Source organism: Epibacterium sp. Ofav1-8, from assembly GCF_022348185.1.
GTDB lineage: Bacteria > Pseudomonadota > Alphaproteobacteria > Rhodobacterales > Rhodobacteraceae > Epibacterium.
The window spans coordinates 96,817-122,753 of the sequence record NZ_JAKRFD010000002.1 but is presented as its reverse complement, the minus strand read 5'-3'; the positions used below and the strand labels follow the sequence as shown (position 1 = coordinate 122,753).

At 62.5% G+C, this 25,937-nt stretch carries 30 protein-coding genes; 13 read left to right on the top strand and 17 right to left on the bottom strand.

Annotation, left to right across the window (positions count from 1 at the left end; translation table 11 throughout):
- Positions 1-187: 187 nt before the first annotated feature.
- Positions 188-454 carry a DUF2312 domain-containing protein gene (locus MHM97_RS03400; protein ID WP_005609905.1) on the bottom strand — a complete coding sequence of 89 codons (267 nt, stop codon included), beginning with the start codon at positions 452-454 and terminating at the stop codon, positions 188-190.
- A 208-nt stretch (positions 455-662) separates the two neighbouring features.
- On the opposite strand from MHM97_RS03400, the gene MHM97_RS03395 reads away from it, so the two are divergent.
- A complete protein-coding gene (locus MHM97_RS03395; protein WP_239319481.1) occupies positions 663-878 on the top strand; it encodes a hypothetical protein in 216 nt (71 codons plus the stop codon).
- Positions 879-1,071: 193 nt separating this feature from the next.
- On the opposite strand, the gene MHM97_RS03390 is transcribed toward MHM97_RS03395, so the two are convergent.
- Positions 1,072-1,287, bottom strand: coding sequence for a hypothetical protein (locus tag MHM97_RS03390; protein WP_239319479.1), 216 nt, complete (start codon positions 1,285-1,287; stop codon positions 1,072-1,074).
- A gap of 615 nt (positions 1,288-1,902) precedes the next feature.
- On the opposite strand from MHM97_RS03390, the gene MHM97_RS03385 reads away from it, so the two are divergent.
- Entirely contained in the window at positions 1,903-2,334 is a 432-nt protein-coding gene (locus tag MHM97_RS03385; protein WP_239319474.1) for a TIGR01244 family sulfur transferase, read from the top strand.
- A gap of 464 nt (positions 2,335-2,798) precedes the next feature.
- Here MHM97_RS03385 and MHM97_RS03380 read toward each other — a convergent pair whose 3' ends face one another.
- The 5 genes from MHM97_RS03380 to MHM97_RS03360 all read right to left on the bottom strand — a co-directional run bounded on the left by MHM97_RS03380 (position 2,799) and on the right by MHM97_RS03360 (position 9,197).
- A complete protein-coding gene (locus MHM97_RS03380; protein WP_239319473.1) occupies positions 2,799-4,118 on the bottom strand; it encodes a FliM/FliN family flagellar motor switch protein in 1,320 nt (439 codons plus the stop codon).
- Positions 4,119-4,194: 76 nt separating this feature from the next.
- Positions 4,195-6,885 (bottom strand): ATP-binding protein, encoded by a 2,691-nt coding sequence (locus MHM97_RS03375; protein ID WP_239319472.1) that lies wholly within the window; start codon positions 6,883-6,885, stop codon positions 4,195-4,197.
- Positions 6,882-7,286 (bottom strand): hypothetical protein, encoded by a 405-nt coding sequence (locus tag MHM97_RS03370; RefSeq protein ID WP_239319470.1) that lies wholly within the window; start codon positions 7,284-7,286, stop codon positions 6,882-6,884. The genes MHM97_RS03375 and MHM97_RS03370 overlap by 4 nt, the downstream gene beginning before the upstream one ends.
- Positions 7,287-7,296: 10 nt before the next feature.
- Positions 7,297-7,728 carry a response regulator transcription factor gene (locus MHM97_RS03365; protein WP_239319468.1) on the bottom strand — a complete coding sequence of 144 codons (432 nt, stop codon included), beginning with the start codon at positions 7,726-7,728 and terminating at the stop codon, positions 7,297-7,299.
- 131 nt (positions 7,729-7,859) lie between these two features.
- Entirely contained in the window at positions 7,860-9,197 is a 1,338-nt protein-coding gene (locus tag MHM97_RS03360; RefSeq protein WP_239319466.1) for a helix-turn-helix domain-containing protein, read from the bottom strand.
- A gap of 238 nt (positions 9,198-9,435) precedes the next feature.
- Between MHM97_RS03360 and MHM97_RS03355 the strand changes: the two genes are divergently transcribed.
- Positions 9,436-10,782 carry a substrate-binding protein gene (locus MHM97_RS03355; protein ID WP_239319463.1) on the top strand — a complete coding sequence of 449 codons (1,347 nt, stop codon included), beginning with the start codon at positions 9,436-9,438 and terminating at the stop codon, positions 10,780-10,782.
- 13 nt (positions 10,783-10,795) lie between these two features.
- Here MHM97_RS03355 and MHM97_RS03350 read toward each other — a convergent pair whose 3' ends face one another.
- Positions 10,796-10,942: a hypothetical protein gene (locus MHM97_RS03350; RefSeq protein ID WP_239319460.1), complete on the bottom strand. Its 147-nt coding sequence runs from the start codon at positions 10,940-10,942 to the stop codon at positions 10,796-10,798.
- Here MHM97_RS03350 and MHM97_RS03345 point away from each other — a divergent pair.
- The 8 genes from MHM97_RS03345 to aat all read left to right on the top strand — a co-directional run bounded on the left by MHM97_RS03345 (position 10,941) and on the right by aat (position 18,147).
- The gene (locus MHM97_RS03345; RefSeq protein ID WP_239319457.1) at positions 10,941-11,963 is read left to right on the top strand and encodes a branched-chain amino acid ABC transporter permease; all 1,023 of its coding nucleotides are present in this window, start codon (positions 10,941-10,943) and stop codon (positions 11,961-11,963) included. The genes MHM97_RS03350 and MHM97_RS03345 overlap by 2 nt on opposite strands.
- A gap of 4 nt (positions 11,964-11,967) precedes the next feature.
- Positions 11,968-13,167 carry a branched-chain amino acid ABC transporter permease gene (locus MHM97_RS03340; protein ID WP_239319455.1) on the top strand — a complete coding sequence of 400 codons (1,200 nt, stop codon included), beginning with the start codon at positions 11,968-11,970 and terminating at the stop codon, positions 13,165-13,167.
- A gap of 10 nt (positions 13,168-13,177) precedes the next feature.
- A complete protein-coding gene (locus tag MHM97_RS03335) occupies positions 13,178-13,933 on the top strand; it encodes an ABC transporter ATP-binding protein (protein ID WP_239319452.1) in 756 nt (251 codons plus the stop codon).
- 15 nt (positions 13,934-13,948) lie between these two features.
- Positions 13,949-14,704 (top strand): ABC transporter ATP-binding protein, encoded by a 756-nt coding sequence (locus tag MHM97_RS03330; protein WP_239319449.1) that lies wholly within the window; start codon positions 13,949-13,951, stop codon positions 14,702-14,704.
- 178 nt (positions 14,705-14,882) lie between these two features.
- On the top strand, positions 14,883-15,422 hold the full coding sequence (locus MHM97_RS03325) for a PAS and helix-turn-helix domain-containing protein (RefSeq protein ID WP_239319446.1): 540 nt from the start codon (positions 14,883-14,885) through the stop codon (positions 15,420-15,422).
- A gap of 173 nt (positions 15,423-15,595) precedes the next feature.
- A complete protein-coding gene (gene accB / locus MHM97_RS03320) occupies positions 15,596-16,093 on the top strand; it encodes an acetyl-CoA carboxylase biotin carboxyl carrier protein (RefSeq protein ID WP_239319443.1) in 498 nt (165 codons plus the stop codon).
- Positions 16,094-16,102: 9 nt separating this feature from the next.
- Positions 16,103-17,446, top strand: coding sequence for an acetyl-CoA carboxylase biotin carboxylase subunit (gene accC, locus MHM97_RS03315; protein ID WP_239319440.1), 1,344 nt, complete (start codon positions 16,103-16,105; stop codon positions 17,444-17,446).
- A 68-nt stretch (positions 17,447-17,514) separates the two neighbouring features.
- Positions 17,515-18,147 carry a leucyl/phenylalanyl-tRNA--protein transferase gene (gene aat / locus MHM97_RS03310; protein WP_239319439.1) on the top strand — a complete coding sequence of 211 codons (633 nt, stop codon included), beginning with the start codon at positions 17,515-17,517 and terminating at the stop codon, positions 18,145-18,147.
- On the opposite strand, the gene MHM97_RS03305 is transcribed toward aat, so the two are convergent.
- From MHM97_RS03305 to MHM97_RS03265, 9 genes are all read right to left on the bottom strand, one after another.
- Positions 18,111-18,548, bottom strand: coding sequence for a DUF2155 domain-containing protein (locus tag MHM97_RS03305; RefSeq protein ID WP_239319437.1), 438 nt, complete (start codon positions 18,546-18,548; stop codon positions 18,111-18,113). The genes aat and MHM97_RS03305 overlap by 37 nt on opposite strands.
- Positions 18,548-19,006 (bottom strand): outer membrane lipid asymmetry maintenance protein MlaD, encoded by a 459-nt coding sequence (gene mlaD, locus MHM97_RS03300; protein ID WP_239319434.1) that lies wholly within the window; start codon positions 19,004-19,006, stop codon positions 18,548-18,550. The genes MHM97_RS03305 and mlaD overlap by 1 nt, the downstream gene beginning before the upstream one ends.
- A gap of 93 nt (positions 19,007-19,099) precedes the next feature.
- On the bottom strand, positions 19,100-19,486 hold the full coding sequence (locus MHM97_RS03295; protein ID WP_239319433.1) for an NADH:ubiquinone oxidoreductase subunit NDUFA12: 387 nt from the start codon (positions 19,484-19,486) through the stop codon (positions 19,100-19,102).
- A 121-nt stretch (positions 19,487-19,607) separates the two neighbouring features.
- The gene (locus MHM97_RS03290) at positions 19,608-20,009 is read right to left on the bottom strand and encodes a glyoxalase superfamily protein (RefSeq protein WP_239319432.1); all 402 of its coding nucleotides are present in this window, start codon (positions 20,007-20,009) and stop codon (positions 19,608-19,610) included.
- Between the two features lie 9 nt (positions 20,010-20,018).
- Positions 20,019-20,384: a RidA family protein gene (locus MHM97_RS03285; protein ID WP_239319431.1), complete on the bottom strand. Its 366-nt coding sequence runs from the start codon at positions 20,382-20,384 to the stop codon at positions 20,019-20,021.
- Positions 20,385-20,488: 104 nt separating this feature from the next.
- Entirely contained in the window at positions 20,489-21,196 is a 708-nt protein-coding gene (locus MHM97_RS03280; protein WP_239319430.1) for a dienelactone hydrolase family protein, read from the bottom strand.
- A gap of 63 nt (positions 21,197-21,259) precedes the next feature.
- Positions 21,260-21,784 (bottom strand): hypothetical protein, encoded by a 525-nt coding sequence (locus MHM97_RS03275; RefSeq protein WP_239319428.1) that lies wholly within the window; start codon positions 21,782-21,784, stop codon positions 21,260-21,262.
- A 15-nt stretch (positions 21,785-21,799) separates the two neighbouring features.
- Positions 21,800-23,065 (bottom strand): ATP-dependent Clp protease ATP-binding subunit ClpX, encoded by a 1,266-nt coding sequence (clpX, locus tag MHM97_RS03270; RefSeq protein ID WP_239319426.1) that lies wholly within the window; start codon positions 23,063-23,065, stop codon positions 21,800-21,802.
- Positions 23,066-23,219: 154 nt separating this feature from the next.
- Positions 23,220-23,852 (bottom strand): ATP-dependent Clp protease proteolytic subunit, encoded by a 633-nt coding sequence (locus tag MHM97_RS03265; RefSeq protein ID WP_239319424.1) that lies wholly within the window; start codon positions 23,850-23,852, stop codon positions 23,220-23,222.
- Positions 23,853-24,283: 431 nt separating this feature from the next.
- On the opposite strand from MHM97_RS03265, the gene MHM97_RS03260 reads away from it, so the two are divergent.
- Both MHM97_RS03260 and MHM97_RS03255 read left to right on the top strand, forming a co-directional pair.
- On the top strand, positions 24,284-25,291 hold the full coding sequence (locus MHM97_RS03260) for a GlxA family transcriptional regulator (RefSeq protein WP_239319421.1): 1,008 nt from the start codon (positions 24,284-24,286) through the stop codon (positions 25,289-25,291).
- A 121-nt stretch (positions 25,292-25,412) separates the two neighbouring features.
- Positions 25,413-25,907: a DUF302 domain-containing protein gene (locus tag MHM97_RS03255; protein ID WP_239319418.1), complete on the top strand. Its 495-nt coding sequence runs from the start codon at positions 25,413-25,415 to the stop codon at positions 25,905-25,907.
- Positions 25,908-25,937: the final 30 nt, after the last annotated feature.

Sequence of the window (25,937 nt, the reverse complement as noted above, 5' to 3'; positions counted from 1 at the left end):
CTCACTGCTTGACGCTGCAAAAGCGCCTCGCAATCACATGATTTAAATGAAAAAATGATGCGTGATTAATTCTGATGCACATCTCTGGCAGGCACAAAGACACAGCTGAACAGCGCATTTTCAATGCAAAACGGGGACCTGAGTCCCCTCAGATCCCCGTTCGATAACGTCGGCGCATGGGTCCGGTTCAGGACATTCCAAGCGCTTCTTTGTACATTTCCAACACGGCCTCTTCTTCGGCGATGTCGTTTTCATCGCGCTTGCGCAGGGCGATAATCTTGCGCAGAACCTTGACGTCGTAACCGCGCCCTTTGGCTTCGGCCATGACCTCTTTCTGCTGCTCGGCAATTGCCTTCTTCTCTTCGTCCAGACGCTCGAACCGCTCCACAAACTGGCGCAGCTCGCCTGCGGTGACGCGGTAGTTTTCGCTCTTTTCGTCTTCGGTCATGTCCATGGGATGGCCCTCGTGCAAATTGCCTCAACTGCTCCGGTTTGGCACCGGTTGAGGCAGAGGGATACAGCGCTGTCACGCGCCTCGCAAGGCTGGAGTTCCACGGTCATGCTTGCAGTGGCGGGATCACTCTTGTAGGCGCTGAACCATCCGCGTGACACGCGCCAGGGGCGGTGTCGGGCATGAGACCTGACAGAGGGAAAGCAGGCAGATGGAATATTTGGTTTGGGCCGGTGGCACGCTCTCGATCCTCGGTATGATCGGGCTGGTCTGGTGCGTGGTCAGCGTCATGCGCGCCAAGCGCAAGGGGCTGAGCGATGACGAACTGCGCGCCGTGTTGCAATCCGTCCTGCCCAAGAACCTCGGCGCATTGCTGCTGTCGGTTCTGGGTCTGATGCTGGTGATGGTTGGGCTGTTCCTGAGCTGACACTCAGGCACAGCCGCAAGATGTCGCCTTATGTCTGATCCGGGCCAGCCGGAGCAGCGACACAGATGCACCACACTCGGGACGACACCAGGGACGATTAGCGAGCACGCCCCCTCCGGCGCGCACAGCACGCCCCCTGAAACCGGTTGTCCCGGTACCCGCGCCGCTTGTGATCTGCTGGATCGACGGGCCGCTAGACCGGCATATTGTCGAACTGACTTTCGATCATTTCATCGTTCAGCACCTGCTCGGTGCGTTTCAGATGGGCAGGAACCTGCACGCCAGTCGCCTTGAGCCGGTTCATCACGCGGATAAACTCGGGCTGCAGATCCAGCCGGCCGAGCTCCGGTGTGGCGCGGATCTTCTGTTCCAGCAGGCAGGCTCTTTCGATCAACTGTTCCGTGGTCATTCGTTACTCTCCTCCCCTACACAGCAGCGAGGTCATCTTTGTGCCCCGCTACACTGGGTTAGTCTACAACAGTCTCAGGTTGCATCAACGCCTGCATGTTGCAAGACCGCAAATTGACGCATTCTCCGCTGATACGCCTCAAAAAAAGGCATGCTGCAACACAGCACGTCTTGAGGGGGCAGAATGCACGCGCAGCACAAAACCCGGATCTGATAACGTTAACTCTACCTGAGATTGCATTTTAGCGCATCGATTGACACCCCAGACGACGCTTACATTCCACATCTGGAATGTCATGCTGACGGTCAAGCGCCCCTGCGGCGTGTCGAGCCTCGGAGCGCGGGGCGGTCAGTTTGTTCGGCACGAGGCGAATCATAACCAACGATGACATTATGGCCGGGCCTTTGGTCAGCCTTGGAACGCGCATTGATAGCCACCCCATCCTGGTCCGAAATCGGCTGGACACCAACAGATCAGAGCTCCCCCCGCCATCGTCGCACGGGACTGCGGCGGCTGGCATCACGTTTTTGCGCTGCGATGCCCCGGCCTATGCTTATGGCGCCAAGGCAGTGCTTGGTTCTGGACCGCAGCGGAGCAAAGGCTTAAAGGAGTGGCATGGACGCACGCACGCTTACACCCCGCTATTCGGTTTCTCCGCAGATCTCCGTGGAGGATGTTCCCGCCATCGCAGCCGCCGGTTTCACCACCGTGATCTGCAACCGCCCTGACGCGGAAGTGCCGCCCAGCCATCAGGCTGCGGCCCTGCGCGCAGCGGTCGAGGCGGCTGGGCTCACATTCCAAGAACTGCCGCTGACACATCAGACCATGACTGCCGAGAATGTCGCCCGCCAGCGCGAACTCTATGAGAATGCGACAGGACCAGTGCTGGCCTATTGCGCCTCCGGCACGCGGTGTTCGGTGGTCTGGTCTCTGGGTCAGGCTGGCGATCTCAGTGTCGATACCATCATGCATGTGACCCAGGAAGCCGGCTACGACCTGTCCGGGCTACGCCCGACGCTCGATGCGCTGGCGCAAAACAAAGCCTAGGCGCGTCGTCCCGTTTCGCCCTTCTGTGACGTAAACCAGAGGCCCCTGTGCCGGGTGCCGCCCCCGTCACACTGCGGGTTTCGGATTTTGCGGCAGGGGGCGGTCGGTGAACACCGCCCCGCACCGATGCCCAGCCTGCCCTATCGCGGATGGACCGACGACAAGGCCGAGGGAATCTGTGAGGGAACCTGTGCCCGCTCGTAGGGTCAGGACCCATTAATTCTGCATCTCTGGCGTCAACTCCGCGAAATATCAGAGGTTTAGGACGCGCGGGGAAGTGTGGTTCACTTTTTATGCGGCCTAAGCCGCTGGGGTGAAGCGGAGTTGACGTCCTTTGGATTTGACGGATTTTCACCCTGCCGTCGCCTCAGGGCATTGAAATAGAACCACTATTCCTGCGCCCCTGATCCTTGTCAGGCAGAAAATCTGTCAAACCAGCGGTGCAGAATTAATGGGTCCTGCCCCTAGGTCCCGGTTTCCGGAAGATCTTCTCCCAATCCGGCCAGTTCCGAGATTTCTGCCGCGGCGTCATCGGCGTTGAAATCGCCAAGATCATTCATCGGCAGATCAGGCAATTCTCCCATCCCGGCAAAATCACCCATGGGAAGATCGCCGCCCTCCAGGCCGCCGCCCAGATCCCCGGCCATATCCGATCCCAGACCGCCGCCGCCGAGATCCGCACCAAGGTCCGCACCGAGGTCGCCGCCCATTGGCGCCCCCAGGTCGGCCGCGGGATCGCCACCGAATCCTGCATCAAGCCCGCTTCCGAGGCTGTCGCCGGGTTCCTGCAGGCCCTGAGCCGCAATGGAGAGATCCAGCGTGTTGTCCTCCAGCGCCTGCATGTTGCCGCCCTGCGCAATGCCGTCAGAAAAACTGCCCTCGCCTCCGGACACGAGCCGGGTGCGCTGTTCCGTCAACCGTACTGCACGCGATCCGTTCATCTGCCCAAGACGCCCCTTGGCGATGGGCTGGCCGTTGATCGCCTGCAGGTCGGTCTCGTAGAGATAAGCCTGATCCAGCGGCAGCAGCTCGCCTTTTTTCAGGGCTGCAAACTGGCGCAGCGGCACCCGCATCTTGCACAGCACCGCCGTCAGTTCCGCCCGCATCGAGCCAACGCTGGAGCCAAGCCGCGGTCCGCGCACCGAATCCGTCTCATCGAGCTGCTCCACCGAGGGTTCCGGCAGCACCAGACAGATTTCGCCCTGCATCTTGCCGGTGGCGAGATCGACGTTCATGTTGATGACGCGATAATCCTCGGCCTCCATGCCGAGCACCAGGGTCCGCACGTCCTCGACCTGGGCGCCAAACCGATAGCCTTCGAAGATCCGCAGATCGGTCTGATCGTGCAGCAGCGAGGAGACCTTGGCGAACAGCTTTTCCAGAAACTCCGCCACCATCGCCGCGTCGGTGGGGGTATAGTGCCGCTCCGTCCCGGACATGCCCATGACGGTGCCCATGGTCTGTTGTTGAATGAGGGCGGTCACCGCCGCCGCATCCAGCGTCGCGGCCCCAATGCGCCCCTGCGGGCAATCCAGCACGACCAGCAGGTGGCTGTCTGACAACAACCCGCCGAGGTCATCCGGCGTCCGGTTGGTTTGACGTGCCGCAATCACCGCCATCGGCAACTCGCACAGGTCTTCTGCCGCACGGGCCACCGAACGGCGCAGCGCCTTCAGCGTCAAGGACCCTCCTGTCCCCGCCGTGCCTTCCTTCGAGGCAGCAAGTTTGCGCGCCAGTCCCCCGACCGCGCGCTTGCCATCCTCCGTTTGATCCTTGTCAGTCATAAAATGAACCTGAGCCTTCCGCACCCTTATGGCACTGGTTCTAGCCCAGTGCTGGTTACCAAGACCTTTACAAATTTCAGCGGATTTCTTCTATTTTCGCTTGTTTTGGCAAAGTTACGCGAAATGCGGCCCCCATGTCGCCCGGAAGATAGGCGACATCGCCGCCAAGGCGTCGCATGATTTCCTTGCAGATCGCCAGACCAAGCCCGGCGCCACCGGCGCGTTCCGGCGTAACTCTCGAGAATTTCTCAAAGATCATCGCCTGGAAATCTTCGGGGATGCCAGCGCCGTTGTCGCGCAGATCCACATGCACCTGATCGGTCGTCTCGGTGACGGCAATCTCCAGGGTCGGGCTGTCCGCGGTGCAATATTTCTGTGCATTTGCAATCAGGTTGATGAACACCTGGCTCAGCCGGTCCACATCGGTTTCCACCAGAACCGCCTCGGCCTCGCCCGCGCGGTTGACCCGCAGGGGACCGTCCGCGCCCGCCAGTGCCGAGGCCACCGCGTGATCCAGGATGTCCGACAGGCTGCGGCGCGACAGGTTGAGCGTGACAGCGCCGCTCTCCAACACGCTGAGATCCAGAAGATCGTTCAGCAATCGCGTAAGCCGCAGGGCCTCGTCATGGATGATGGACGCATATTTGCGCTGTTCTTGCGGCGTGAGTCCCGGCTCGTCGCGCAGGATTTCCGAAAACGCCCGCACCGAGGTCATCGGGGTGCGCAGCTCGTGGCTGACCTGGCTCAGAAAGGCGTCCTTCTGCTCGGACAATTGCGTCAGTTTCTGGTTGGTCTCGCGCAGCTGGCGGGCGGTGCGGGACAATTCCTGCGACTGGGCCTCCAGGCGGCTGGAATACTCCAGCAACTGCGCGGATTCGTCGGCCACCGCCAGCAGATCCTCGACCGACACCGCGGCTCCGCTGACGATCTGGCCGATCATCGCATGCGCCGCCGCCGCACCGATCGAGGCGCTTAATTCGCGTTCCAGCTGCTCCAGAAAGGTCGGTGTGGGTTCTGGCAGCGGGCCCGGTCCACCCTGACGTTTCAACGCGGCCTGAAAGAAGGATTGCGCCTCATCCGGCCCGAGAATGCGCTGCGACATGATCATCAGGTCCTCGCTCTGCGCGACGGAGCCGGTCCAGCCGCCCGGCCCGGCGGAATGGTCAAAGACATGCACGAATTGCGCGCCCTGCAAGCGCTCCATCGGGCTTGGGAAACTCAGAACGGAAACAATGGCATAGGCCGCGACATTGAGGCTCATCGACCAGAGGACACAATGCACGATCGGATCCAGCCCCTCGATCCCGAACAACGCCTGCGGTCGCAGCCAACCGAGGCCGAAGGGGCCGTTGCTCAGGGTGGCCGCGGAAAACACGCCCCCGGCGACCTCGGGCAGCAGCAAGGTATAGCCCCAGACCGTAAAGCCGAGGAACAACCCCGCCAGCGCGCCGGCGCGGGTGGCACCCCGCCAGAACAGACCACCCACCAGGGCCGGCAGGATCTGGGCGATCCCGGAAAAGGAAATCAATCCGATCGCCGCCAGTGCCGCACCGCCGCCGGACATCTGGTAGTAGGCATAGCCCAGCCCCATGATCGCCGCGATCGAGAAGCGCCGTGCAAACAGCACCACAGAGCGCACATCGCCCGAGACCGACGCGCCGCCAAAGGCATCGGTGGTGCGCAGCCAGATCGGCATCACGATATGGTTCGACACCATGGTCGACAGGCTCATCGCTGCCACGATCACCATCGAGGTCGCCGAGGAAAACCCGCCCAGGAACGACAGCATTGCCAGCCCGTTCTGCCCCTGCGACAGCGGCAGCGTCAGTACAAACAGATCCGGGTTCGCGCCCTGCGGCAGCAGCTCGAGACCCACAGCCGCGATCGGCACCACAAAGATCGAGATCAGCAGCAGATAGGTGGGAAAGGCCCAGGCGGCGATGCGCAGGTGGCGCTCATCCTCGTTCTCGACCACCATGACCTGAAACATGCGCGGCAGGCAGACAAAGGCGGCCGCCGCCAGAAAGGTGATCGCCGTCCAGCGCCCCCCATCGACCTGCCATTGCCCGATCGGTGATCGGTCGACACGGGCGAGCACCTGCTCCACGCCGCCTGCCAGCCCCCAGACCACAAAGATGCCGACGGCGACCAGCGCGATCAGCTTGACCACCGCCTCCAGCGCCACCGCGATGACCACCCCGTGGTGGCGTTCGTTGGCGTTGAGGTTGCGGGTACCGAACAGAATCGCAAAACAGGCCAACCCCGTGGCGATCCAGAACACCATGCCGCTTTCGTTGTAGCTGCGGGTCGGGTCCGCTTCGGCAAAGATTGCCACCGACAGGGTGATCGACTGCAATTGCAGGGCGATATAGGGGGTGACCCCGATCACCGCGAGCACCGTCACCCCGATCGCCAGCACATTGGATTTGCCATAGCGGGCCGACAGCAGATCGGCGATCGAACTGATGCGCTGGCTGCGCCCCACCCGCACCAGCTTGCGCAGGCCCCACCACCAGCCGATCATCACCAGCGTCGGACCGAGGTAGATGGTGACATATTCCATCCCCGACCGCGCCGCATAGCCCACGGCCCCGTAAAAGGTCCAGGCGGTGCAATAGATCGACAGCGACAGCGTGTAGATCAGGGGCGAGCCCATGAAGCGCGCGCCACGTCCGCGCAACGCCTGCCGATCCGCCCAGAACGCCACCGCAAACAGGATCGACACATAGCCGATACTGACCATCGCCAGCAGGTTGAGCGAGGTCATGCCTCGGTCTCCGGGTCTGTGTCGGGCGCGGATGTGGCGGCGTCGGGCCGGACGTCAGACCCCGCCGGGCCGGGAGTGAGCGGGTCCACCGGTCCGCCGCTGCCTGTCCAGTGGACCGCCCAGAGGCGCACCACCACCGAAAACCCCACCGAAAACAGGATCAACCCGCCCCACACGGCAAAGATGTAGATCATCGCAGACGACAGGCTGCTGGCCGCCGGTGCCTCCGGGCCCGCGCCGGGGTCCTGCTGTGGCCACAGGAGCGGCACCAGGAACAGCAGCGCCCCGATCAGGGGGGCCAGCCGCGCGATATCCATCAGCCGACGTCGCCGGTAGGTGCGCCGCTCGACAAAGGGCGTGCGCAACTCATCCTTGCTGCCAGCACCGTCGGACCGGATCATCGCAATCCGCTCAGCCCACGTCGCGCACGGAGGTCACCGGAGCGGAGCCGGCCTCCGGGTCGCGGGCCTGCCGGGCCTGCGCATTCAGGTCCCGCACGGCGGCCAGAACCTCGGTATTGGAAAACGGCTTGGTCATGAAACGGGTCACCCCGGCCTTCTCCGCCATTTCCCGATCCTTGAGCTGGCCGCGGGCCGTGAGCATCAGCACCGGCAGATGCGCCAGAGCCTCTATCTCCCTGATGTCGCGAATGATTTCCATGCCGCTCTTGCCGGGCAGCATCAGGTCGAGGATCACCAGATCGGGCGCGGCGGCCTCGATCACCGACAGCGCGGTGCTGCCATCCTCATGCACGTCCACCTGCCACCCTTCCCGCGACAGCAGAAAGCGGATGGCCTCGGCAATATTGGCTTCGTCTTCGATCAGAACGACTCGTCCAGCCATGGTCCCTCTTGTCCTCCCCCATGCACCACGCCGGTATCCGGTTCCTCCGGGTGCGGAGCGATCTTTGCATGAAACCAAAGCCGCTGTCACCCGGCAGTTACACAGGACCGCCCCTGGGTGCGCTGCTGCCGCTAGTCCAGCACCACCTGTTCGCCGCCCTGAGCCGGGCGCAGGATGGAGGGTTCGCGCCGCGCCGCGCAGCTGCGGCGCACGCAGATCCGGCAACTGGCGCCCACCGGGCGCGACTCCGCTGCCGGATCGGAAGGCTGGGCCTCCACCGAGGGTAGGATCAACATCACGGCGCGCAACACCGGGTCGCTGTCAAAGGCCACCGGCTGCGCCGTCCAGGAAATCGCAAAACAGTCGCTGTCCCGCGCGGCGCGGCCCTGCTGGTGGACGCGACGCCGGATTGGCACGCCCGGTTGCGACAGGGCCGTGAACAATGGCCACAGCGGACAGGACGCCCCAAAACGCGGCAGCGAGAACCCCGGCACCGGTTTGCGGAACAGGATCGAACCGGAGGCATCGCAGACCACCAGCCCGGTGGGCCGGCCCAGCACCTCCTCCGGCAGGGCGGCCAGCCGACGCAAGACCCGATGCACCGGGACGCCAAATTCGCGCGCCAACACGCCGGGCAGCAGACCGCAGCGCGCCAGCGCCTCTTGCAGAATCTCCAGCGGCATGTCGCGCGCGTCTGCCTCGTAATCCGCCAGCGCCGCAGCCGCCAGTTTCCGCGCCGCGCGACTGTCCAGCTCTGCTGCCCGGTCGGCCAGTTCGCCCGCCGTCGCCGTGCGCGCCTCCAACTCGGGAAAGTGGAACCCGCGGGCGGTAAAGAAAGCCTCGACCTCCTCCTGCGGGATCCCGCGGCGTTCGGTGCCCTGATCGCTGTCATCGAGGAACCGCACCAGCGCGCGGCTGCTGTCCGCCAGTCGCTGGGCGTCCTCGTCGAGGTTCTTGTGGAACCGGTCGCGCCATTCCGCCTCCAGCTCGCCCGGCTCCGCCAGGATCGCAGCCGTCGAGCGGATCGCGGCCGCGGTGGAGAGCACCTCGTGCAGCGACGCCGCCAGATGCGGGTCATGGGTCAGCCGATCCGACAGCGATCGCACCGTGCGCTCCAGAGCGCCGATCCGGCCATGGGTCTCCGTCAGCACCTCCGCCCAGCCGGGAAAGCGGCCGGCGAACTCGTCGACACGGTCCAGTTCCACCGCCGGAGTGCGCGCATCCGCTGCCGCCTCGCGCAGCGCGGCGACCAGCGCGGCCTCCACCCCTTCGGTCAGAAGCGACGGCTCCACCCCCAGCGCCTGCGCCAGCGCCACAAGCAGCTTGCCGCCGATTCTGCGGCGGTTGTGTTCGATCAGATTGAGGTAGGAGGCCGAGATCCCCACGTCGCGCGCCAGATCCGCCTGGCGCATCCCCAGCATCAGCCGCCGCTCTCGGATACGGCTCCCGGTCATACTGTCTGCCACCATCGGTCGATCTCCTCTTGCAAAAGCGGGACTTTTCAAGGGCTTTCTGCACGGCAGAATAAGAAAATTTACCGCAACACATGATTTACTGTACATTTCTTTACAGAAAAACCACGCAAAACAAGGGTTTTATTGCGCAGATTTACAATGCACGCCCATACTCGTTTTGCACAATGCTGCAAGGGGACGCGCGAAAGTGAGGAGTCGCGCCTCGCCTTTTTCATCCTAGGGAGGAAACTAAATGTCCAAGACAGACCTAAGCCGTCGTGGCCTGCTCAGAACCGGTGCCGTGACAAGCGCCGGGCTGGCGCTGCCGACGATCTTCACCGCGCAGAGCGCCTCGGCCTTTACCAATGATCCGACCGGCGGCACCGTCACCCTCGGCTTCAACGTGCCGCAGACCGGCCCCTACGCGGACGAGGGCGCCGACGAGCTGCGCGCCTACCAGCTGGCGGTCGAGCACCTGAACGGCGAAGGCGACGGCGGCATGCTGAACACCTTCAGCTCCAAGGCGCTCGAAGGCAGCGGCATCCTGGGCAAGAAGGTCGAATATGTCACCGGCGACACCCAGACCAAATCCGATGCGGCGCGCGCCTCTGCCAAGTCGATGATCGAAAAAGACGGCGCCATCATGATCACCGGCGGGTCGTCCTCCGGCGTGGCGATCGCGGTGCAGGGCCTCTGCCAGGAGGCGGGCGTCATCTTCATGGCGGGCCTGACGCACTCGAACGACACCACCGGTAAAGACAAGAAAGCCAATGGCTTCCGTCACTTCTTTAACGCCTACATGTCCGGCGCGGCGCTGGCGCCGGTGCTGAAGAACCTCTATGGCGATGACCGCAAGGCCTATCACCTGACCGCCGACTACACCTGGGGCTGGACCCAGGAGGAATCCATCAAGGCCGCCACCGAGGCGCTGGGTTGGGAAACCGTGAACACGGTGAAAACCCCGCTCGCGGCGACCGACTTCTCCTCCTACATCGCACCGGTTCTGAACTCCGGTGCCGACGTGCTGGTTCTGAACCACTATGGCGGCAACATGGTCAACTCGCTGACCAACGCGGTGCAGTTCGGTCTGCGCGAAAAGGAAGTGAACGGCAGGAACTTCGAAATCGTGGTGCCGCTCTACTCCCGCCTGATGGCGAAGGGTGCCGGGGCCAACGTGAAAGGCATTCACGGGTCCACCAACTGGCACTGGTCGCTGCAGGACGAAGGCTCCAAGGCCTTCGTGCGGTCCTTCGGCACCAAATACGGCTTCCCGCCCTCGCAGGCAGCACATACCTGCTACGTGCAGACGCTGCTCTATGCGGATGCGGTGCAGCGTGCCGGATCGTTCAACCCCTGCGCCGTGGCCGAAGCGCTCGAAGATTTCGAGTTCGACGGCATGGGCAACGGCAAGACGCTCTATCGCGGCGCCGACCACCAGTGCTTCAAGGATGTGCTTGTGGTGCGCGGGAAAGAAAACCCGACCTCCGAGTTCGACCTGCTTGAGGTCGTCGAGGTCACCCCGCGCGAGCAGGTGGAATACGCAGCCGACCACCCGATGTTTGCGGGCGGCAACCTGGGCTCCTGTAACCCGGGCGCCTAACGCGAGAGCCACATCAGAGGTCGGGCGCGCCAGACGCGCCTGACCACCCCTCTCCCGCACAGCTTTGGTCCACCTGACACGCGCCCCGACGGCGATCGGGCGTGACCAGCTGTTGCAACCCGAAACCAGCCACCCAGACGAACCGGAAGGTGGGGATCATGGACGCATTCCTTCTGCAAATCCTAAACGGGCTCGACAAGGGCTCTGCCTATGCGCTGATTGCGCTCGGGCTTACACTCATTTTTGGCACGCTCGGCGTCGTGAACTTCGCCCATGGGGCGCTGTTCATGATCGGTGCCTTCTGCGCGGTGACGCTGCAGAAGATCTTCAGCCTCAGCTTTGAGACGGTCGACCCCGACAAGACCGACTTTCTCGGCAATCCGCTGAAGGTCAAAACCCCCTATGTCGAGAGCTGGTTCGGACCGGATCTGGGCGGTGCCATCATCGACTGGTCGGTGCCATTGGCGATCCTGTTTGCGATCCCGATCATGATCGCCGTCGGCTTCATCATGGAGCGCGGGCTGATCAAGCATTTCTACAAGCGCCCCCATGCGGACCAGATCCTGGTGACCTTTGGCCTTGCCATCGTGCTGCAAGAGGTCATCAAGTATTTCTACGGCGCCAACCCGATCCCGACGCCCGCACCGGATGCGCTCAATGGCGTGGCCAACCTCGGCGCGGTGATCGGCATGGACATCATCTATCCGGTCTGGCGCATCGTCTACTTCTGCTTCGCATGCCTCATCATCGGCGCGGTCTTTGCCTTCCTGCAATTCACCACCTTCGGCATGGTGGTCCGGGCCGGCATGGCGGACCGCGAGACCGTCGGCCTCCTCGGCATCAACATCGACCGCCGCTTTACCATCATGTTTGGCATCGCGGCCGCCGTCGCGGGACTTGCGGGCGTCATGTACACGCCGATCAATTCACCCAACTACCACATGGGCATGGACTTTCTGGTGCTGTCCTTCGTGGTGGTGGTTGTTGGCGGCATGGGCTCCCTGCCCGGCGCGGTTCTTGCGGGCTTTGTGCTCGGCGTGCTTGAGAGCTTTGCCTCGATGGAATGGGCGATCAGCCTCATTCCCGGCATCAACCAGATCATCATCTACCTCGTCGCAATCGTCATCCTTCTGGTCCGCCCGCGCGGCCTGATGGGGCGCAAAGGCGTGATGGAGGACTAAGACCATGTTCGGACTAGACAAAAGAGACACTACACTGCTTCTGATCGTGGCTGGACTTACGATCTTTGCCCCCTTCATCCTGAACCCCTTCCCGACCGACAGCGGCCTGGCGCAGTTCAACGCCGGCTATCCGGACCTGATGCAGCGCTTCGTGATTTTCGGGATCTTTGCCATCGGGTTCAACATCCTCTTTGGCCTGACCGGATACCTCTCCTTTGGCCATGCGGCCTTTCTCGGGGTGGGCTCCTACTCGGCGGTCTGGATGTTCAAACTGCTCAGCATGAATGTGCTGCCCGCCATTATCCTCAGCGTCATCATCGCGGGCCTGTTTGCCCTGGTGATCGGCTACGTCAGCCTGCGGCGCTCGGGCATCTACTTCTCGATCCTGACGCTGGCCTTCGCGCAGATGTCCTTCAGCCTCGCCTATTCGGTGCTGACACCGATCACCAATGGCGAGACCGGCCTGCAACTGACGCTGGATGACCCGCGGGTTCTGGGGCAGACGGCAACGGCGGATGGGTCGATCCCGGTGACCAACCTCTTTGGCCTCGAGATGCGCGGCACCTACGAGATGGCGATGGGCCCCTGGGCGTTCCAGTTCAACATGGGCTACTACCTCTGCGCGCTGGTGCTGATCGCGGCCTTCTACCTGTCGATCCGCATCTTCCGCTCGCCCTTTGGCATGATGCTGCGGGCGGTGAAATCCAACCAGCAGCGGATGAACTACACTGGCCTCAACTCCAAACCCTACACCCTGGCGGCCTTTGTGATCTCCGGCATGTATGCAGGGCTTGCCGGTGGCCTGATGGCGTCGATGGACCCGCTTGCGGGCGCGGAGCGGATGCAGTGGACGGCCTCTGGCGAAGTGGTTCTGATGACCATCCTTGGCGGTGCAGGCACCCTGATCGGGCCAGTGCTGGGCGCGGGCTTCATCAAGTACTTCGAGAACATCTTCTCCAAGATCAACAGCAACGTGCTGCACAGCTGGTTCAGCTTCCTGCCGGACGGACTTGAGGATTTCATCGTCTTCATCATCTACCCGTTCATCGGCAAGGGCTGGCACCTGACCCTCGGCATCCTGTTCATGCTGGTGGTGATCTACCTGCCCGGTGGTCTGGTCGAAGGTGGACAGCGCATCGGTGGCTGGTTCAAGGGGCGCAAGAAATCTGACGCCCGCCAAAGCGAAACCAACCCCGCGGAATAAGGAGAGAGACATGGGTATTCTCGAAGTCAAAAACGTGGGCAAACGCTTTGGCGGCCTGCAAGCGCTGTCGGATGTGAACCTCTCGGTCAAGGAGAACTCGGTTCACGCCATCATCGGCCCGAACGGCGCGGGCAAGTCGACCCTGCTGAACTGCCTTGTGGGCAAGCTGATCCCAGACACCGGATCGGTGATGTTCGACGGTCAGTCGGTGCTGGGCCGCGCGCCCTACGAGATCAACCAGATGGGCATTTCCCGCGTGTTCCAGACGCCTGAGATCTTTGGCGATCTGACGGTGCTGGAAAACATGATGATCCCCTGCCTGGCCAAGCGTGACGGGGCGTTCGAGCTGAACGCCATCGCCTCGGTGCTGTCGCAGAAGGACATCATGGACAAGGCCGAGCACATGCTGGAAGAGATGAACATGGCCGACAAGCGGCACATGCATGCGGCCTCGCTGTCGCGCGGTGACAAGCGACGGCTGGAAATCGGCATGTGCCTCAGCCAGGAGCCGCGCCTGCTGCTGCTGGACGAACCCACCGCGGGCATGGCACGCGCCGATACCAACAATACCATCGACCTGCTGAAACAGATCTCGGAAGAGCGCAACATCACCATCGCCATCATCGAGCACGACATGCATGTGGTGTTCTCGCTCGCCAACCGGATCACCGTGCTCGCGCAGGGGACACCTCTGGTGGAAGACGACCCCGAGAACATTCGCGGCAATCCAAAGGTCCGCGAAGCCTACCTCGGCGAAACCGCGTAACAAGGGGACAGAGATATGAACGTCAAACCTGATTTCTCCAAGGGTGTGAACCAGGCGGCCACGGCTCCGGCCTTTCTATCGGTCTGGGACGTCCATGCCTATTATGGCGAGAGCTATATCGTGCAGGGCATCAATTTCAACGTCCATGAGGGCGAGATCCTGGCGCTTCTGGGCCGCAACGGTGCTGGCAAGACCTCGACCCTGCGGTCGATCGCCCGCACCGGCTCGCCCATGGTCACGCGCGGCGAGATCTGGCTCGACCACCAGCCGCTGCATCTGATGGAGAGCCACGAAGCCGCCGCCGCCGGCCTGGGTCTGGTGCCCGAGGATCGCCGCATCATCCCCGGCCTCACCGTCGAGGAAAACCTCGAGCTGGCACAGATCGCACCGCCCATCGGCTGGTCGATCGAGCGCCTTTACGAGTTGTTCCCGCGTCTGGGCGAACGCCGCAAGCAGGAGGGCGTGACCCTCTCCGGTGGCGAACAGCAGATGCTGGCGATCGCCCGCGCGCTGGCCCGCGATATCAAGGTGCTCCTGCTCGACGAACCCTACGAGGGCCTCGCGCCGGTGATCGTGGACGAGATCGAAAAGACCCTCATCCACATCAAGGAACAGGGCATGACGACGATTCTGGTGGAACAGAATGCGGTGCGGGCGCTGCAACTGGCGGATCGCGCCGTAATCCTGGATACCGGCGGCATCGTCTTTGACGGCACCGCCGCCGAAGTGCTGGAAAACGAGGAACTGCGCTCGGAATACCTCGCGATCTGATCCCTGAAGAAACCTCCCCGTCGCACGGCCATGGACAGCCGCGCGCACCTCATCGGTCGGGCCGCACCACGCGCCCGGCCGTTTTTTGCTGTTTCGCGGCTGCGCCCTGCCCGCCCCGCGTGGTGCGGCGATGCAGAGGGGCGTTCCCTTTGCGCCGCGTCCGGCGTAAAACCGGCACATGTCTGATCCCGCCTTCGAATTCGCTCCCGTTGGTCTTGCCGTGCTGGAGCATCGCGTCATCAAGCGCTGCAACCTGCAATTCGCCGAAACCTTTGGCGGTGATCCCGCCGAGCTGTGCGACCTGCCGATCGCCGCGCTCTACCCCAGTCCGGAGGATTATCATCGCATCGGTGAACTCCTGCAGATGCCCGAAGCCCAGAGCGGGGTTTACAATGATGAACGCATCATGCGGCGCTGCTGTGGTGCGCTGTTCTGGTGCCGGGTGCGGGGCCGCTCCACCAGCCGCAGCGATCAGCCCTTTCAAACTGGCGTCTGGTCGTTTGCCGATCTTTCGGAAGAACGCCCTGTTGTCAGCCTGACCCCGCGCGAGCGTGACGTCGCGATCCTGACTTGCCGGGGATTGTCCGCCAAGGAGATCGGGCTGAAGCTGGGCCTGTCCTACCGCACGGTAGAGACTCACCGGGCGCGACTGCTGGACAAGTTCGGCGCGCGCAAGCTGCCCGAACTGGTGGCCAAACTCAGCGGCATGCCGCTCTGAGCGCCCCCGGAACCGGAATATTCCCCTGCAAAAACCATTGAAACCGGATACGTTCGCCCTCATCTTGGGCCGCGATCAAGTACGCTTTCCTTATGGTCAGCTATGGCATATAAGGCCGAAAATTTCCGCCCCGGAAGCCTTCGGGGCCAGACAGGACCCTGCCGAGGAACAAAATGACAAATAAATCTCACGAAGCAGATGTGGCGTTCATCAAGGCTCTGGCTGAGCTTTTGCGCGAGAACGACCTGACCGAACTTCAGGTCAAGCGTGACTATGCCGAGGATGACAGCCTGAACGTGCGCGTCTCCCGTCATATCCCCGCCGTCCCCGCACCGGTACAGGTCGCCGCAGCGGCCCCCGCACCGGCAGCCGCCGCTGCCCCCGCAGCCGCGGCCCCTGCCGCCGCCGCAGAGGTTGCGGAAGATCCCGCCAGCCACCCTGGCGCCGTGACCTCGCCGATGGTGGGCACCGCCTATCTGGCGCCGGAACCGGGGGCTGCCGCCTTTACCTCCGTTGGTCAGCAGGTCAGCGAAGGCGATACGCTGTTGATCGTCGAGGCGATGAAGACCATGAATCACATCCCGGCGCCCAAATCCGGCACCGTAAAACGCATCCTGGTCGAGGACGGTGCTGCGGTCGAGTTCGGCTCTCCGCTTGTCATCGTCGAGTAAGGCGGTCCCATGTTTGATAAAATCCTGATTGCCAACCGGGGTGAGATCGCGCTGCGCGTGATCCGTGCCTGCCGCGAGATGGGCATCCAGTCCGTCGCGGTGCACTCCACCGCCGATGCCGACGCGATGCATGTGCGCATGGCGGATGAATCCATCTGTATCGGCCCGCCCTCCGGCACCCAAAGCTACCTGTCGATCCCCGCCATCATCTCCGCCTGCGAGATTTCCGGCGCCCAGGCGATCCACCCGGGCTATGGCTTCCTGTCGGAGAACGCGAACTTCGTTCAGATCGTCGAGGATCACGGCATCACCTTTATCGGCCCCTCCGCCGAGCATATCCGCCAGATGGGTGACAAGATCACCGCAAAGGATACCGCAAAGGCGCTTGGCATTCCCTGTGTGCCCGGCTCCGACGGGGGCGTGCCCGACGTGGAGACCGCCAAGACCGTCGCCGCCGACATGGGTTATCCGGTCATCATCAAGGCCACCGCCGGTGGTGGTGGTCGCGGCATGAAAGTGGCGCAGACCGAGTCCGAACTGGTCCATGCGTTCCAGACCGCCCGCTCCGAGGCCAAGGCCGCCTTTGGCAACGACGAAGTCTACATGGAGAAATATCTCCAGCGTCCGCGCCATATCGAGATACAGGTCTTTGGCGACGGCCAGGGTGGCGGCGTCCATCTGGGCGAGCGCGACTGCTCCTTGCAGCGCCGCCACCAGAAAGTGTTCGAAGAGGCCCCCGGCCCCTGCATCTCTGAGGAAGAGCGCGCCAAGATCGGCAAGATCTGCGCCGACGCCATCGGCAAGATGGGCTACTCCGGCGCGGGCACTGTCGAGTTCCTCTATGAGGACGGCGAGTTCTACTTCATCGAGATGAACACCCGCCTGCAGGTGGAACACCCGGTGACCGAGGCCATCTTTGGTGTCGATCTGGTGCGTGAACAGATCCGCGTGGCCTCCGGCCTGCCGCTGTCGTTCAGCCAGGACGATCTGACCATCAACGGTCACGCCATCGAGGTGCGCATCAACGCCGAGAAACTGCCGAACTTCTCGCCCTGCCCGGGCAAGATCACCGCATACCACGCCCCCGGCGGCCTGGGTGTACGGATGGATTCGGCGCTTTATGACGGCTATTCGATCCCACCCTACTATGACAGCCTGATCGGCAAGCTGATCGTGCATGGCCGTGACCGGGACGAGGCGCTGGCGCGTCTCAGCCGTTCGCTGGGCGAGTTGATCGTGGACGGGATCGACACCACGGTGCCGCTGTTCCACGCGCTCCTGCAGGAAAAAGACGTCCAGACCGGTGACTACAATATTCACTGGCTGGAAAAATGGCTCGACGCCAATCTGTGATACTGACCTGACGACAGGGGCGGCAGGTTCTTCTGCCGCCCCTGTCCTATTGTGCTAGGCTCTTTCTCATGACGCTCAGCGCTGATCTTCTACTGCATGCCTATGCCAGCGGCGTCTTTCCCATGGCGGAGAGCCGCGACGACCCGGAGGTGTTCTGGGTCGATCCCAAGCGCCGTGGCATCCTGCCGCTTGACGGGTTCCGGATCTCACGCTCGCTGGGCAAACGCCTGCGCCGCGATGATTACGAGATCTCCGTCAACCGGGATTTTGCAGGTGTGGTGCGCGGCTGCTCGGATCGCGAGGAGACCTGGATCAACGAGGAGATCTTTGACCGCTACCTGGAACTGCATGTGATGGGCTTTGCCCATTCCGTCGAAGTCTGGATCGAGGGCGATCTTGCGGGCGGGGTCTACGGTGTTTCGCTGGGCGCGGCATTCTTTGGCGAAAGCATGTTCTCGCGCCGGCGCGATGCCTCGAAAATCGCGCTGGCCTATCTGGTGGATCGTCTCAACGCCGGTGGCTACCGCCTGTGCGACACCCAGTTCATCACGCCGCATCTGGCGTCGCTTGGAGGCCAGGAAATCGCACGTGGACGCTATCGCCGGATGCTGGCTGAGGCGCTGCAGCTCTCTGCGGATTTTCTGACGCCCGAAATTCCGTCGCCTCAGACGCTTTTGCAGCGCAGGACCCAAACGTCGTAGCGGCGGTGATCCAGCGCATTGAGCGCCGGACTGGAGGCGATCATCCAGCCATCAAAGAACACCCGTCCATCCTGCGGATCGCGAATGCTGAGAAACGCATAGGCATCGCCCGTGGGGTTTTCCGCCGGGTAGCGGCATTCACGCAGTGTGACCAGCAGGCCAAAGATCTCGACCGATCCACCACTGCGTACCTCGACGTCAATGCTCTTGCCATTGACCTTGTCGAGACCGCGCAGGCTGACGAGATTGCCCGTTTCTGCCTCGACACGCTCGACACGCTCGCGGTTTTCGGGCACCAGCGGCGCGACCGGCGCCGGGGCCAGTTCCTCAACAGAAATCGACTGCGCCGCAACACCAGTTGCCGCGCACAGGCTCAGGGCACATAGAACAGCTCTCAGCATCAGGATCCTTCGTCGCCCCCGCTGCCGGAGACGAACTTGACCAGAAGCGAAATCAGGCTCACGGCGCCCTGGGTGTCGACGATCTCGTCACCGGGCTCCAGGTTGAACGGCGATCCGCCTGGCATCACCTCGACAAAATTGCCGCCCAGCAAGCCTTCGGAGGCAATCACGATCGCGCTGTCGTCGGGGATCATGATGTTCTGATCGACCGAAAACGTGGTGTCGGCGCGAAAGGTCTCTGCGTTCAGCGCCACATTCGTGACGGTGCCGATCTTCACGCCCGCCAGACGCACGTCGGTGCCGACGCTCACCCCTTCCAGAGAGCGAAAGGAGGCGGTCAGCGGATAGCTGTCACCGCCACGGGACAGTCCCGCCGCCTGTGCCGCGTAGAAGGCAAAACCGGCCGCGACAACAAGCACGAGCCCGCCGGTCATAACTTCGGTGGTGGAATGGGTCATGAAAAATCCTGCCTTTTGGCCAGATCGGAAAAAATCCCTCGCCGCCAAACGGACGAACGATCAGAGAAATGCTGCACCGGGCGAACCCTGCGGTTATTCGGGGCTCCAGGCCTCGTAATCGCTGCGTTCCTTCGGAGCGCCCCCGGCCCGCAGAGACCCCGCCGGGGCATAGGCCATGACGGTCCCGGTCAGGTTTTCCTGATGCGGCTTTTCCCAGGGCTTGTGCTTCAGCGGCTTTTCGCTCGGCACCTCATCATAGGTGCGGTGCAGCCAGCCGTGCCAATCGGCGCTGACGCGCGAGGCTTCCGCCTCACCATTGAAAATCACCCAGCGGCGGCTGTCATCGGCGTTGCGGTAAAACACATTGCCCTGATCGTCCTCCCCGACCTTTTCCCCCTTGCGGCGGGTATAGATCAGAGTGTTCAGGGTGGCGCCGTTCCACCAGGTCACGGCCTGCAATAGCGAATTCAGGATTCCCATGGGTTCCTCCGAAGATCTCGCCTCCGATATGGCGCATTCTGGACCCGAGGTCCAGTGGTTCAGCCCGCGGTGGTGAATACACGGCAGGAAATGGCAATTTCGGCACCAGGATCCGGCCCGATTAGCCGGATTTCTGGGTCTCGCTCCGCTGCTCACAGAACCGCAACCGGTTGCCAAACGGATCGAGGACGGTGATTTGCAGCCCCCAGGGCATCGCGTCCAGCGCCGGCTTCACGCCTCGAAACCGCTTGTCGCCCAGTTCCTGATGCAAACTCATCGCGCCGCTCATCGGCACAAAGCAGGTAGACCCCGGCGTGGCATCCCCGTGATGTTCCGTCAGATGCAGCAGGCAATCGGCACGGGAAATCTGCATGTAGACCGGGTGATCTTCCTCGGCACGATATTCCCAATCCGCGACAAACCCCAGATAATCGAGATAAAAGGCCCGCGCCTGTTCGAGATCAAAAATGCGCAAGACCGGAATGGCCGGGCGAATGCGCGCCGAAACATCTGTCAGTGTCATGCGCCCCTCCTAAGCCGAAGGCGCCAGCGCGGTGACCTCGATCTCGATCCGGAACTTCGGGTCGATCAGGTTGCATTCAATCATGGTGGCCGCGGGCGGGTTCGCGCCGAACGCCTCGGACAAGAGCGGCCAGCAGGGTTCGAACTCACGCGCCTCCGGCAGGTAGTAGTTCACCCGCACGACATCGGCAAAGCTGGCGCCGGCCTTGGTCAGGGCGGTCTCGATGGTGGCAAGCGCCGAACGGCATTGCTCCACCACGTCATCGCCCTGCCCCACGGTGCCTGCGACATGAACAAAACCGCCCGCCACAACGGCACGGCAATAGCCGATTTTTGCTTCGTACTCTCCGCCGGAAGAGATGCGTTTGATGCTCATTTCTGTGCGCTCCCACTTCGTGTCCCGAAATGCTAAGCCAAGTGCAGGACAGCCGGAATTGCGTTCTGCTCAACCCCGGTATGCATGCGACTCTGCGATTGCGATCACAGCATCTCGGCGAAGAACTGCGTCAGAGCACGCCAGGCCCGCGCGCTGGCGCGTTCGCTATACTGCATGCCGCCCTTGGGGTTCCGGGCGTTGGGATTGGTAAACGCATGCCCGGTGTGACCAAAGCCCAGCACCTGCCAATCGCGGCAATGGGCGTTCAGCTCCTCCGCCAACTGGCTCAGGGCCTCGGGCGGTGCCAGCGGGTCATCCCAGCCATGCAGTACAAGCACCGCAGGGCGGATCTCCTCAGTGCGGAAATTCGGCCGATCATAGACGCCATGCAGCGGCACACAGGCCCGGATGTCCGCACCGCAGCGCGCCAGATCCAGCACCGCCTTGCCGCCGAGACAATAGCCCATCGCCCCGATGCGTCCGGCGTCCACCTGAGGCAGCTCTTTTGCGGCCTCAAGCGCGGCCACCATGCGACGCGCCAACACCTTGCGGTCCGAGGTCACGGTCGCCATCAGCGCCTGCGCCTCTTCCGGCGTTTCCACCCGAGTTCCATTTCCGTAGTAATCAACAGCGAATGCAACATAGCCAAGTGCCGCCAGTTCCTCCGCCCGTGCCCGCTCAAAATCGCTGAGCCCGCCAAAGGCTGGCGCGATCAGGACACAGGGCGCAGGTGTCGCGATGCCGTCATCCCAGACCAGATGGCCGATGAACCTGTCGACTCCATCGCTGTACCGGAATGCTTCGCTTTTCATCAGAACCTCTCGATCTCGACATTACACGCGCCAACGGAATGAGGTTCGCATTTGACGGTGGCGTCAATCCCCAAATCGAATGCGTGCGGCCAACCTCTGGCGTGGCGCATAGAGATAGAGTGTTTCTCCAATGCGATCCCGATCAAACCAGCTGCCAGCGCTGTCGCGCGCGTATTTCAACGCTGTATAGAGTTCAGTCGGCCAGTATTTTCCACAAAACTCAAGGGCATCTCGTGTCGTCGCTTTGAGAGGAGCCGCTGGCGTCGGTGACCAATCGCCGCCAAACTGATACTGCCAGCCGAGGTCATTTTGCCACTCTCGCGTGGGTGGCTGATCGGGCACCGGGGCTTGCAATCGCACGATGGCATAAGTGCAGTCCCAGGGCTCTGCGCCGCGCCTGTGCCACTTGCGCGATTGCAGAACCTGCTCCACCGGCAACAGTCCCGAGAACAACTCCTCCGCGTAAACGGGATCTTCGCGGGCGCGCAGACGTTCGGGCTGCCCAACCAGAAGCCACCACCCGCACCCATAGAAAAAGGCCAACGTCAGCACGACATTGGCCATTCCCTTGATCAGAAATTTGTTCACCGGCATCGCACGGGATTACCCGGCGGTGGCCGATTCCTTCTCATCGGCGTGGATCATCAGCGGCTGTGCTTCGGCGCTCACGGCCTCTTCATTGACCACCACCTTGGTGACGCTTTCCATGCCCGGCAGGTCAAACATCGTGTCGAGCAGGATGTCCTCCAGAATGGAGCGCAGACCCCGGGCGCCGGTCTTGCGCTCGATCGCCTTCTTGGCAATCGCAGAGAGCGCCTCGTCGGTGAAGTCCAGCTCGGTTTCCTCAAGCTCGAAGAGCCGCTGATACTGTTTGACCAGCGCGTTCTTGGGCTTGGTCAGGATGGTGATCAGCGCATCTTCGTCCAGATCTTCGAGCGTCGCCAGAACCGGCAGACGGCCGACGAATTCCGGGATCAGGCCGAATTTCAGCAGATCCTCAGGTTCGAGATCGCGGAAGGTCTCGCCCACACCGGCATCGCTTTCCTCGCGGACATCCGCGCCAAAGCCCATGGCAGAGCCCTTGCCGCGCTGCTTGATGATCTTGTCGAGACCGGCAAAGGCCCCGCCGCAGATGAACAGGATGTTGGTGGTATCCACTTGCAGGAATTCCTGCTGCGGATGCTTGCGCCCACCCTGAGGCGGCACCGAGGCCACGGTGCCCTCCATCAGCTTCAGCAGGGCCTGCTGCACGCCCTCGCCCGACACGTCGCGGGTGATCGAGGGGTTTTCGGACTTGCGGGTGATCTTGTCGACCTCGTCGATATAGACGATGCCGCGCTGCGCGCGCTCGACGTTGTATTCAGACGCCTGCAACAGCTTAAGGATGATGTTCTCGACATCCTCACCCACATAGCCCGCCTCGGTGAGCGTGGTGGCATCCGCCATGGTGAAGGGCACATCCAGAATGCGCGCAAGGGTTTGCGCCAGCAGAGTTTTACCGCAACCCGTGGGGCCGATCAGCAGGATGTTGGATTTCGCCAGCTCGATGTCGTTGCCCGCCTTCTGGGCGTGGTTCAGGCGCTTGTAGTGGTTGTGCACCGCCACCGACAGCACCCGTTTGGCTGTCGCCTGACCAATCACATAGTCGTCCAGCACCTGGCAGATGTCCTTGGGCGTGGGCACGCCGTCGGTCGCCTTCATGCCGGAGGCCTTGGTCTCCTCGCGGATGATGTCCATGCACAGCTCGACGCATTCATCACAGATGAAAACGGTCGGGCCGGCAATCAGCTTGCGCACCTCATGCTGGCTCTTGCCGCAGAAGCTGCAGTAAAGCGTGTTCTTGCTGTCGCCGCTCGAGTTCGTCGCCATGGTCTACCTTTCCATCCGCCTCGGGGCCAGCGCGTGTCAATTCGCCCCGATGTCCGGCCAGCTTAGGACAGCTCCCAAGCGGCCACAATGTCAAATTGTGCTCCCTTGCACACACATTGGTGTAGGGAGCACAAAGCCCGTGCAAAAAGCGCGGTCAGCTCTCTTCGTCGCCAGCCTTGGCGCGGTTTTCCACGATCTCGTCGATGAGACCGAATTCCTTAGCCTGCTCCGGCGACATGAAGTTGTCACGCTCCAGCGCCTTTTCAATGGTGTCGTAATCCTGACCGGTGTGTTTCACATAGATCTCGTTCAGGCGGCGCTTCAGTTTCAGCGTCTCTTCGGCGTGGATCATGATGTCGGTCGCCTGCCCCTGATAGCCACCGGAGGGTTGGTGCACCATCACCCGCGAATTCGGCAAGCTGAAGCGCATGCCCGGCTCGCCAGCGGTCAGCAGCAGGGAGCCCATGGAGGCCGCCTGGCCGATCACCAGGGTCGAGACCTTCGGCTTGATGTACTGCATGGTGTCGTAGATCGACAGACCGGAGGTCACGACGCCACCGGGGCTGTTGATATACATCGAAATCTCTTTCGACGGGTTTTCCGCCTCAAGGTGCAGCAGCTGCGCCACGATCAGCGAAGACATGCCGTCATGCACAGGACCATTGAGGAAGATGATACGCTCCTTCAACAGGCGCGAGAAAATGTCATATGCCCGCTCGCCCCGGCTGGTCTGCTCAACGACCATCGGCACAAGTGTGTTCATGTAGGTTTCTGTTGGATCAATCATTGGACCTGCCTGTCTTTCGGATCATGACGGGCACCATACCCGACAGAGGATTACCCGAGTCTTAGTGCTGCGAAAAATGGGCTGCAAGAGGTCCACCCGCATTTTAGGTGCAGCACGTCCATACAAAGGCATAGGAGCCCGCGGTGTGGTGTCCCGGTTACATGCTGCTGGAACCGCGATCACCACATCATGTGCATCGTCCATGCCGTGTCGCCGGCGCATGTGTCGCCCCGCCCACCGGGGTGCCGCGGCCCCGGCGTTCATTTCAAGGCGCAGCTGCCGGGCGGCTTTGTGCCGGTCAGACGCGTGTCGCAATTCGCCGGATCGAGGTCGTTAAATCCCGGCACATTTGTGTGCAGCGGGAGTAGCAGATAGGGCAAGAGGCAGATCGCACTGCCCGCCCCAGCCCCCTGACCAGCATGGAAACGCTCGTGTCCGAAGACAGTTTTGTTCAGAAAGGCGCTGCCGCCACGCTCTCGATCCCGCACATCGGAGAGCCGCAGGATTTCTATTTCCTGCTGCTGCCCAAAGCCACGATGCTGCCGGTGGCCGCCGCGATCGAACCGTTGCGGATCGCCAATCAGGTCACCAACACAAAACTCTACCGCTGGTACATCATGACCGAGGACGGGGCGCCGCTGCGCTGTTCCAACGGCATGGTGGTGACGCCCGATCTGCCTCTTGGCGCGCTGCCCTCTGATGGCATGGGCTTTGTCTGCGCCGGTGTGGAACCACAGGAGGCCGCCGGAGAGGTCACGCTCAACTGGTTGCGGCGCGAACATCGCTTCGGCCGCAAGCTGGGCGGGATCTGCACCGGCGCCTTTGCGCTTGCCCAGGCCGGGCTCATCAAGGATCAGCCCTTTACCCTGCACTGGGAGAACCAGCCCGGGTTTGTCGAGCGGTTCGAGCACCTGAAGCCCTCGCCCAATATCTACGAAGTCACCAGCACCCTGATGACCTGCGGCGGCGGCAGCGCGGCCACCGACATGATGCTGACGCTGATCGAGGAACGTCACGGCAAGCAGCTTGCCATCATTGTCGCCGACATGTGCCTGCACGTGCGCTCCACCTCCGGCGCGGCGCCGCAGAAGTCGAACTACGCGGTGGCCATCGGCAGCCGCAACCAGCGCCTGCTGAGCGCCCTGCAACTGATGCAGGAGTCGATCGAGGAGCCCCTGTCCATCGGGGAACTCTGCACCCAGCTGGACATTTCCCGGCGTCAGCTTGAACGGCTGTTTTCACGCTACCTCGATCAGAGCCCGATGCATGTCTACTCCGACATGCGCCTCAGCCACGCCTTTGCGTTGATGAATGAAACCTCCATGTCCGTGACCCAGATCGCGCTGGCCTCCGGGTTCAATTCCGCGACGCATTTCTCCCGGCAGTTCAAACGCAAGTTCGGCGCCAGCCCGCATTTCTTTCGCAAGGGCTGGGCCTGACCCGGTTTTGGGCCTGCCCCGGATTCACGTGGGATCTGACGCCGACCGCACCGAAATGTGACGAGTATTTCAACGCATCTGCGCGTACACCCGGGGACAACCCTCATTGAAGGAGCCCCTCATGGTCTGCCCCCTCGCCCACCTCAAACGCCGCGGCGCAGGTCTCCTTTTGGCTGCGGCACTCGCCGCGCCGGTTGCGGCGGACATCCCCGCACGCGACGGCTGGGCCATCCATGCCAGCACAAAGGATTACAAGACCCTGCTCGCTGATCTCAAGGCGGCGGTCAAAGCGCAGAACATGGGCGTGGTGACCGAGGCCGGGCCAACGGGCGCTGCCGCCGCCCGCGGCATCACTATTCCCGGCAACCGCATCGTCGGGGTCTTTGCCAATGACTACGCAGTGCAGATCCTTGAACTCTCCACCGCTGCCATGATCGAGGCCCCCATCCGCTTTTACGTCACCGAAGAGGCGGACGGCACCGCGACGCTCTCCTATAAAACCCCAAGCCATGTCTTTGCCCCCTATGTGCCCGAAGCAGGAGAGAAACTCTCTGCCGTGGCCACGCGGCTCGACGCGGTGTTCGGCGCGATCGCCACGGCCGCCCTGCGCGAATGATCCTTTTGACTACAATTTGACGACAAACTG

Coding starts and splice junctions, on each gene's coding strand:
- MHM97_RS03400 (WP_005609905.1), bottom strand. CDS start 454: ATGGACATGACCGAAGACGAAAAGAGCGAAAACTACCGCGTCACCGCA.
- MHM97_RS03395 (WP_239319481.1), top strand. CDS start 663: ATGGAATATTTGGTTTGGGCCGGTGGCACGCTCTCGATCCTCGGTATG.
- MHM97_RS03390 (WP_239319479.1), bottom strand. CDS start 1,287: ATGACCACGGAACAGTTGATCGAAAGAGCCTGCCTGCTGGAACAGAAG.
- MHM97_RS03385 (WP_239319474.1), top strand. CDS start 1,903: ATGGACGCACGCACGCTTACACCCCGCTATTCGGTTTCTCCGCAGATC.
- MHM97_RS03380 (WP_239319473.1), bottom strand. CDS start 4,118: ATGACTGACAAGGATCAAACGGAGGATGGCAAGCGCGCGGTCGGGGGA.
- MHM97_RS03375 (WP_239319472.1), bottom strand. CDS start 6,885: ATGACCTCGCTCAACCTGCTGGCGATGGTCAGTATCGGCTATGTGTCG.
- MHM97_RS03370 (WP_239319470.1), bottom strand. CDS start 7,286: ATGATCCGGTCCGACGGTGCTGGCAGCAAGGATGAGTTGCGCACGCCC.
- MHM97_RS03365 (WP_239319468.1), bottom strand. CDS start 7,728: ATGGCTGGACGAGTCGTTCTGATCGAAGACGAAGCCAATATTGCCGAG.
- MHM97_RS03360 (WP_239319466.1), bottom strand. CDS start 9,197: ATGGTGGCAGACAGTATGACCGGGAGCCGTATCCGAGAGCGGCGGCTG.
- MHM97_RS03355 (WP_239319463.1), top strand. CDS start 9,436: ATGTCCAAGACAGACCTAAGCCGTCGTGGCCTGCTCAGAACCGGTGCC.
- MHM97_RS03345 (WP_239319457.1), top strand. CDS start 10,941: ATGGACGCATTCCTTCTGCAAATCCTAAACGGGCTCGACAAGGGCTCT.
- MHM97_RS03350 (WP_239319460.1), bottom strand. CDS start 10,942: ATGATCCCCACCTTCCGGTTCGTCTGGGTGGCTGGTTTCGGGTTGCAA.
- MHM97_RS03340 (WP_239319455.1), top strand. CDS start 11,968: ATGTTCGGACTAGACAAAAGAGACACTACACTGCTTCTGATCGTGGCT.
- MHM97_RS03335 (WP_239319452.1), top strand. CDS start 13,178: ATGGGTATTCTCGAAGTCAAAAACGTGGGCAAACGCTTTGGCGGCCTG.
- MHM97_RS03330 (WP_239319449.1), top strand. CDS start 13,949: ATGAACGTCAAACCTGATTTCTCCAAGGGTGTGAACCAGGCGGCCACG.
- MHM97_RS03325 (WP_239319446.1), top strand. CDS start 14,883: ATGTCTGATCCCGCCTTCGAATTCGCTCCCGTTGGTCTTGCCGTGCTG.
- accB (WP_239319443.1), top strand. CDS start 15,596: ATGACAAATAAATCTCACGAAGCAGATGTGGCGTTCATCAAGGCTCTG.
- accC (WP_239319440.1), top strand. CDS start 16,103: ATGTTTGATAAAATCCTGATTGCCAACCGGGGTGAGATCGCGCTGCGC.
- aat (WP_239319439.1), top strand. CDS start 17,515: ATGACGCTCAGCGCTGATCTTCTACTGCATGCCTATGCCAGCGGCGTC.
- MHM97_RS03305 (WP_239319437.1), bottom strand. CDS start 18,548: ATGCTGAGAGCTGTTCTATGTGCCCTGAGCCTGTGCGCGGCAACTGGT.
- mlaD (WP_239319434.1), bottom strand. CDS start 19,006: ATGACCCATTCCACCACCGAAGTTATGACCGGCGGGCTCGTGCTTGTT.
- MHM97_RS03295 (WP_239319433.1), bottom strand. CDS start 19,486: ATGGGAATCCTGAATTCGCTATTGCAGGCCGTGACCTGGTGGAACGGC.
- MHM97_RS03290 (WP_239319432.1), bottom strand. CDS start 20,009: ATGACACTGACAGATGTTTCGGCGCGCATTCGCCCGGCCATTCCGGTC.
- MHM97_RS03285 (WP_239319431.1), bottom strand. CDS start 20,384: ATGAGCATCAAACGCATCTCTTCCGGCGGAGAGTACGAAGCAAAAATC.
- MHM97_RS03280 (WP_239319430.1), bottom strand. CDS start 21,196: ATGAAAAGCGAAGCATTCCGGTACAGCGATGGAGTCGACAGGTTCATC.
- clpX (WP_239319426.1), bottom strand. CDS start 23,065: ATGGCGACGAACTCGAGCGGCGACAGCAAGAACACGCTTTACTGCAGC.
- MHM97_RS03265 (WP_239319424.1), bottom strand. CDS start 23,852: ATGATTGATCCAACAGAAACCTACATGAACACACTTGTGCCGATGGTC.
- MHM97_RS03255 (WP_239319418.1), top strand. CDS start 25,413: ATGGTCTGCCCCCTCGCCCACCTCAAACGCCGCGGCGCAGGTCTCCTT.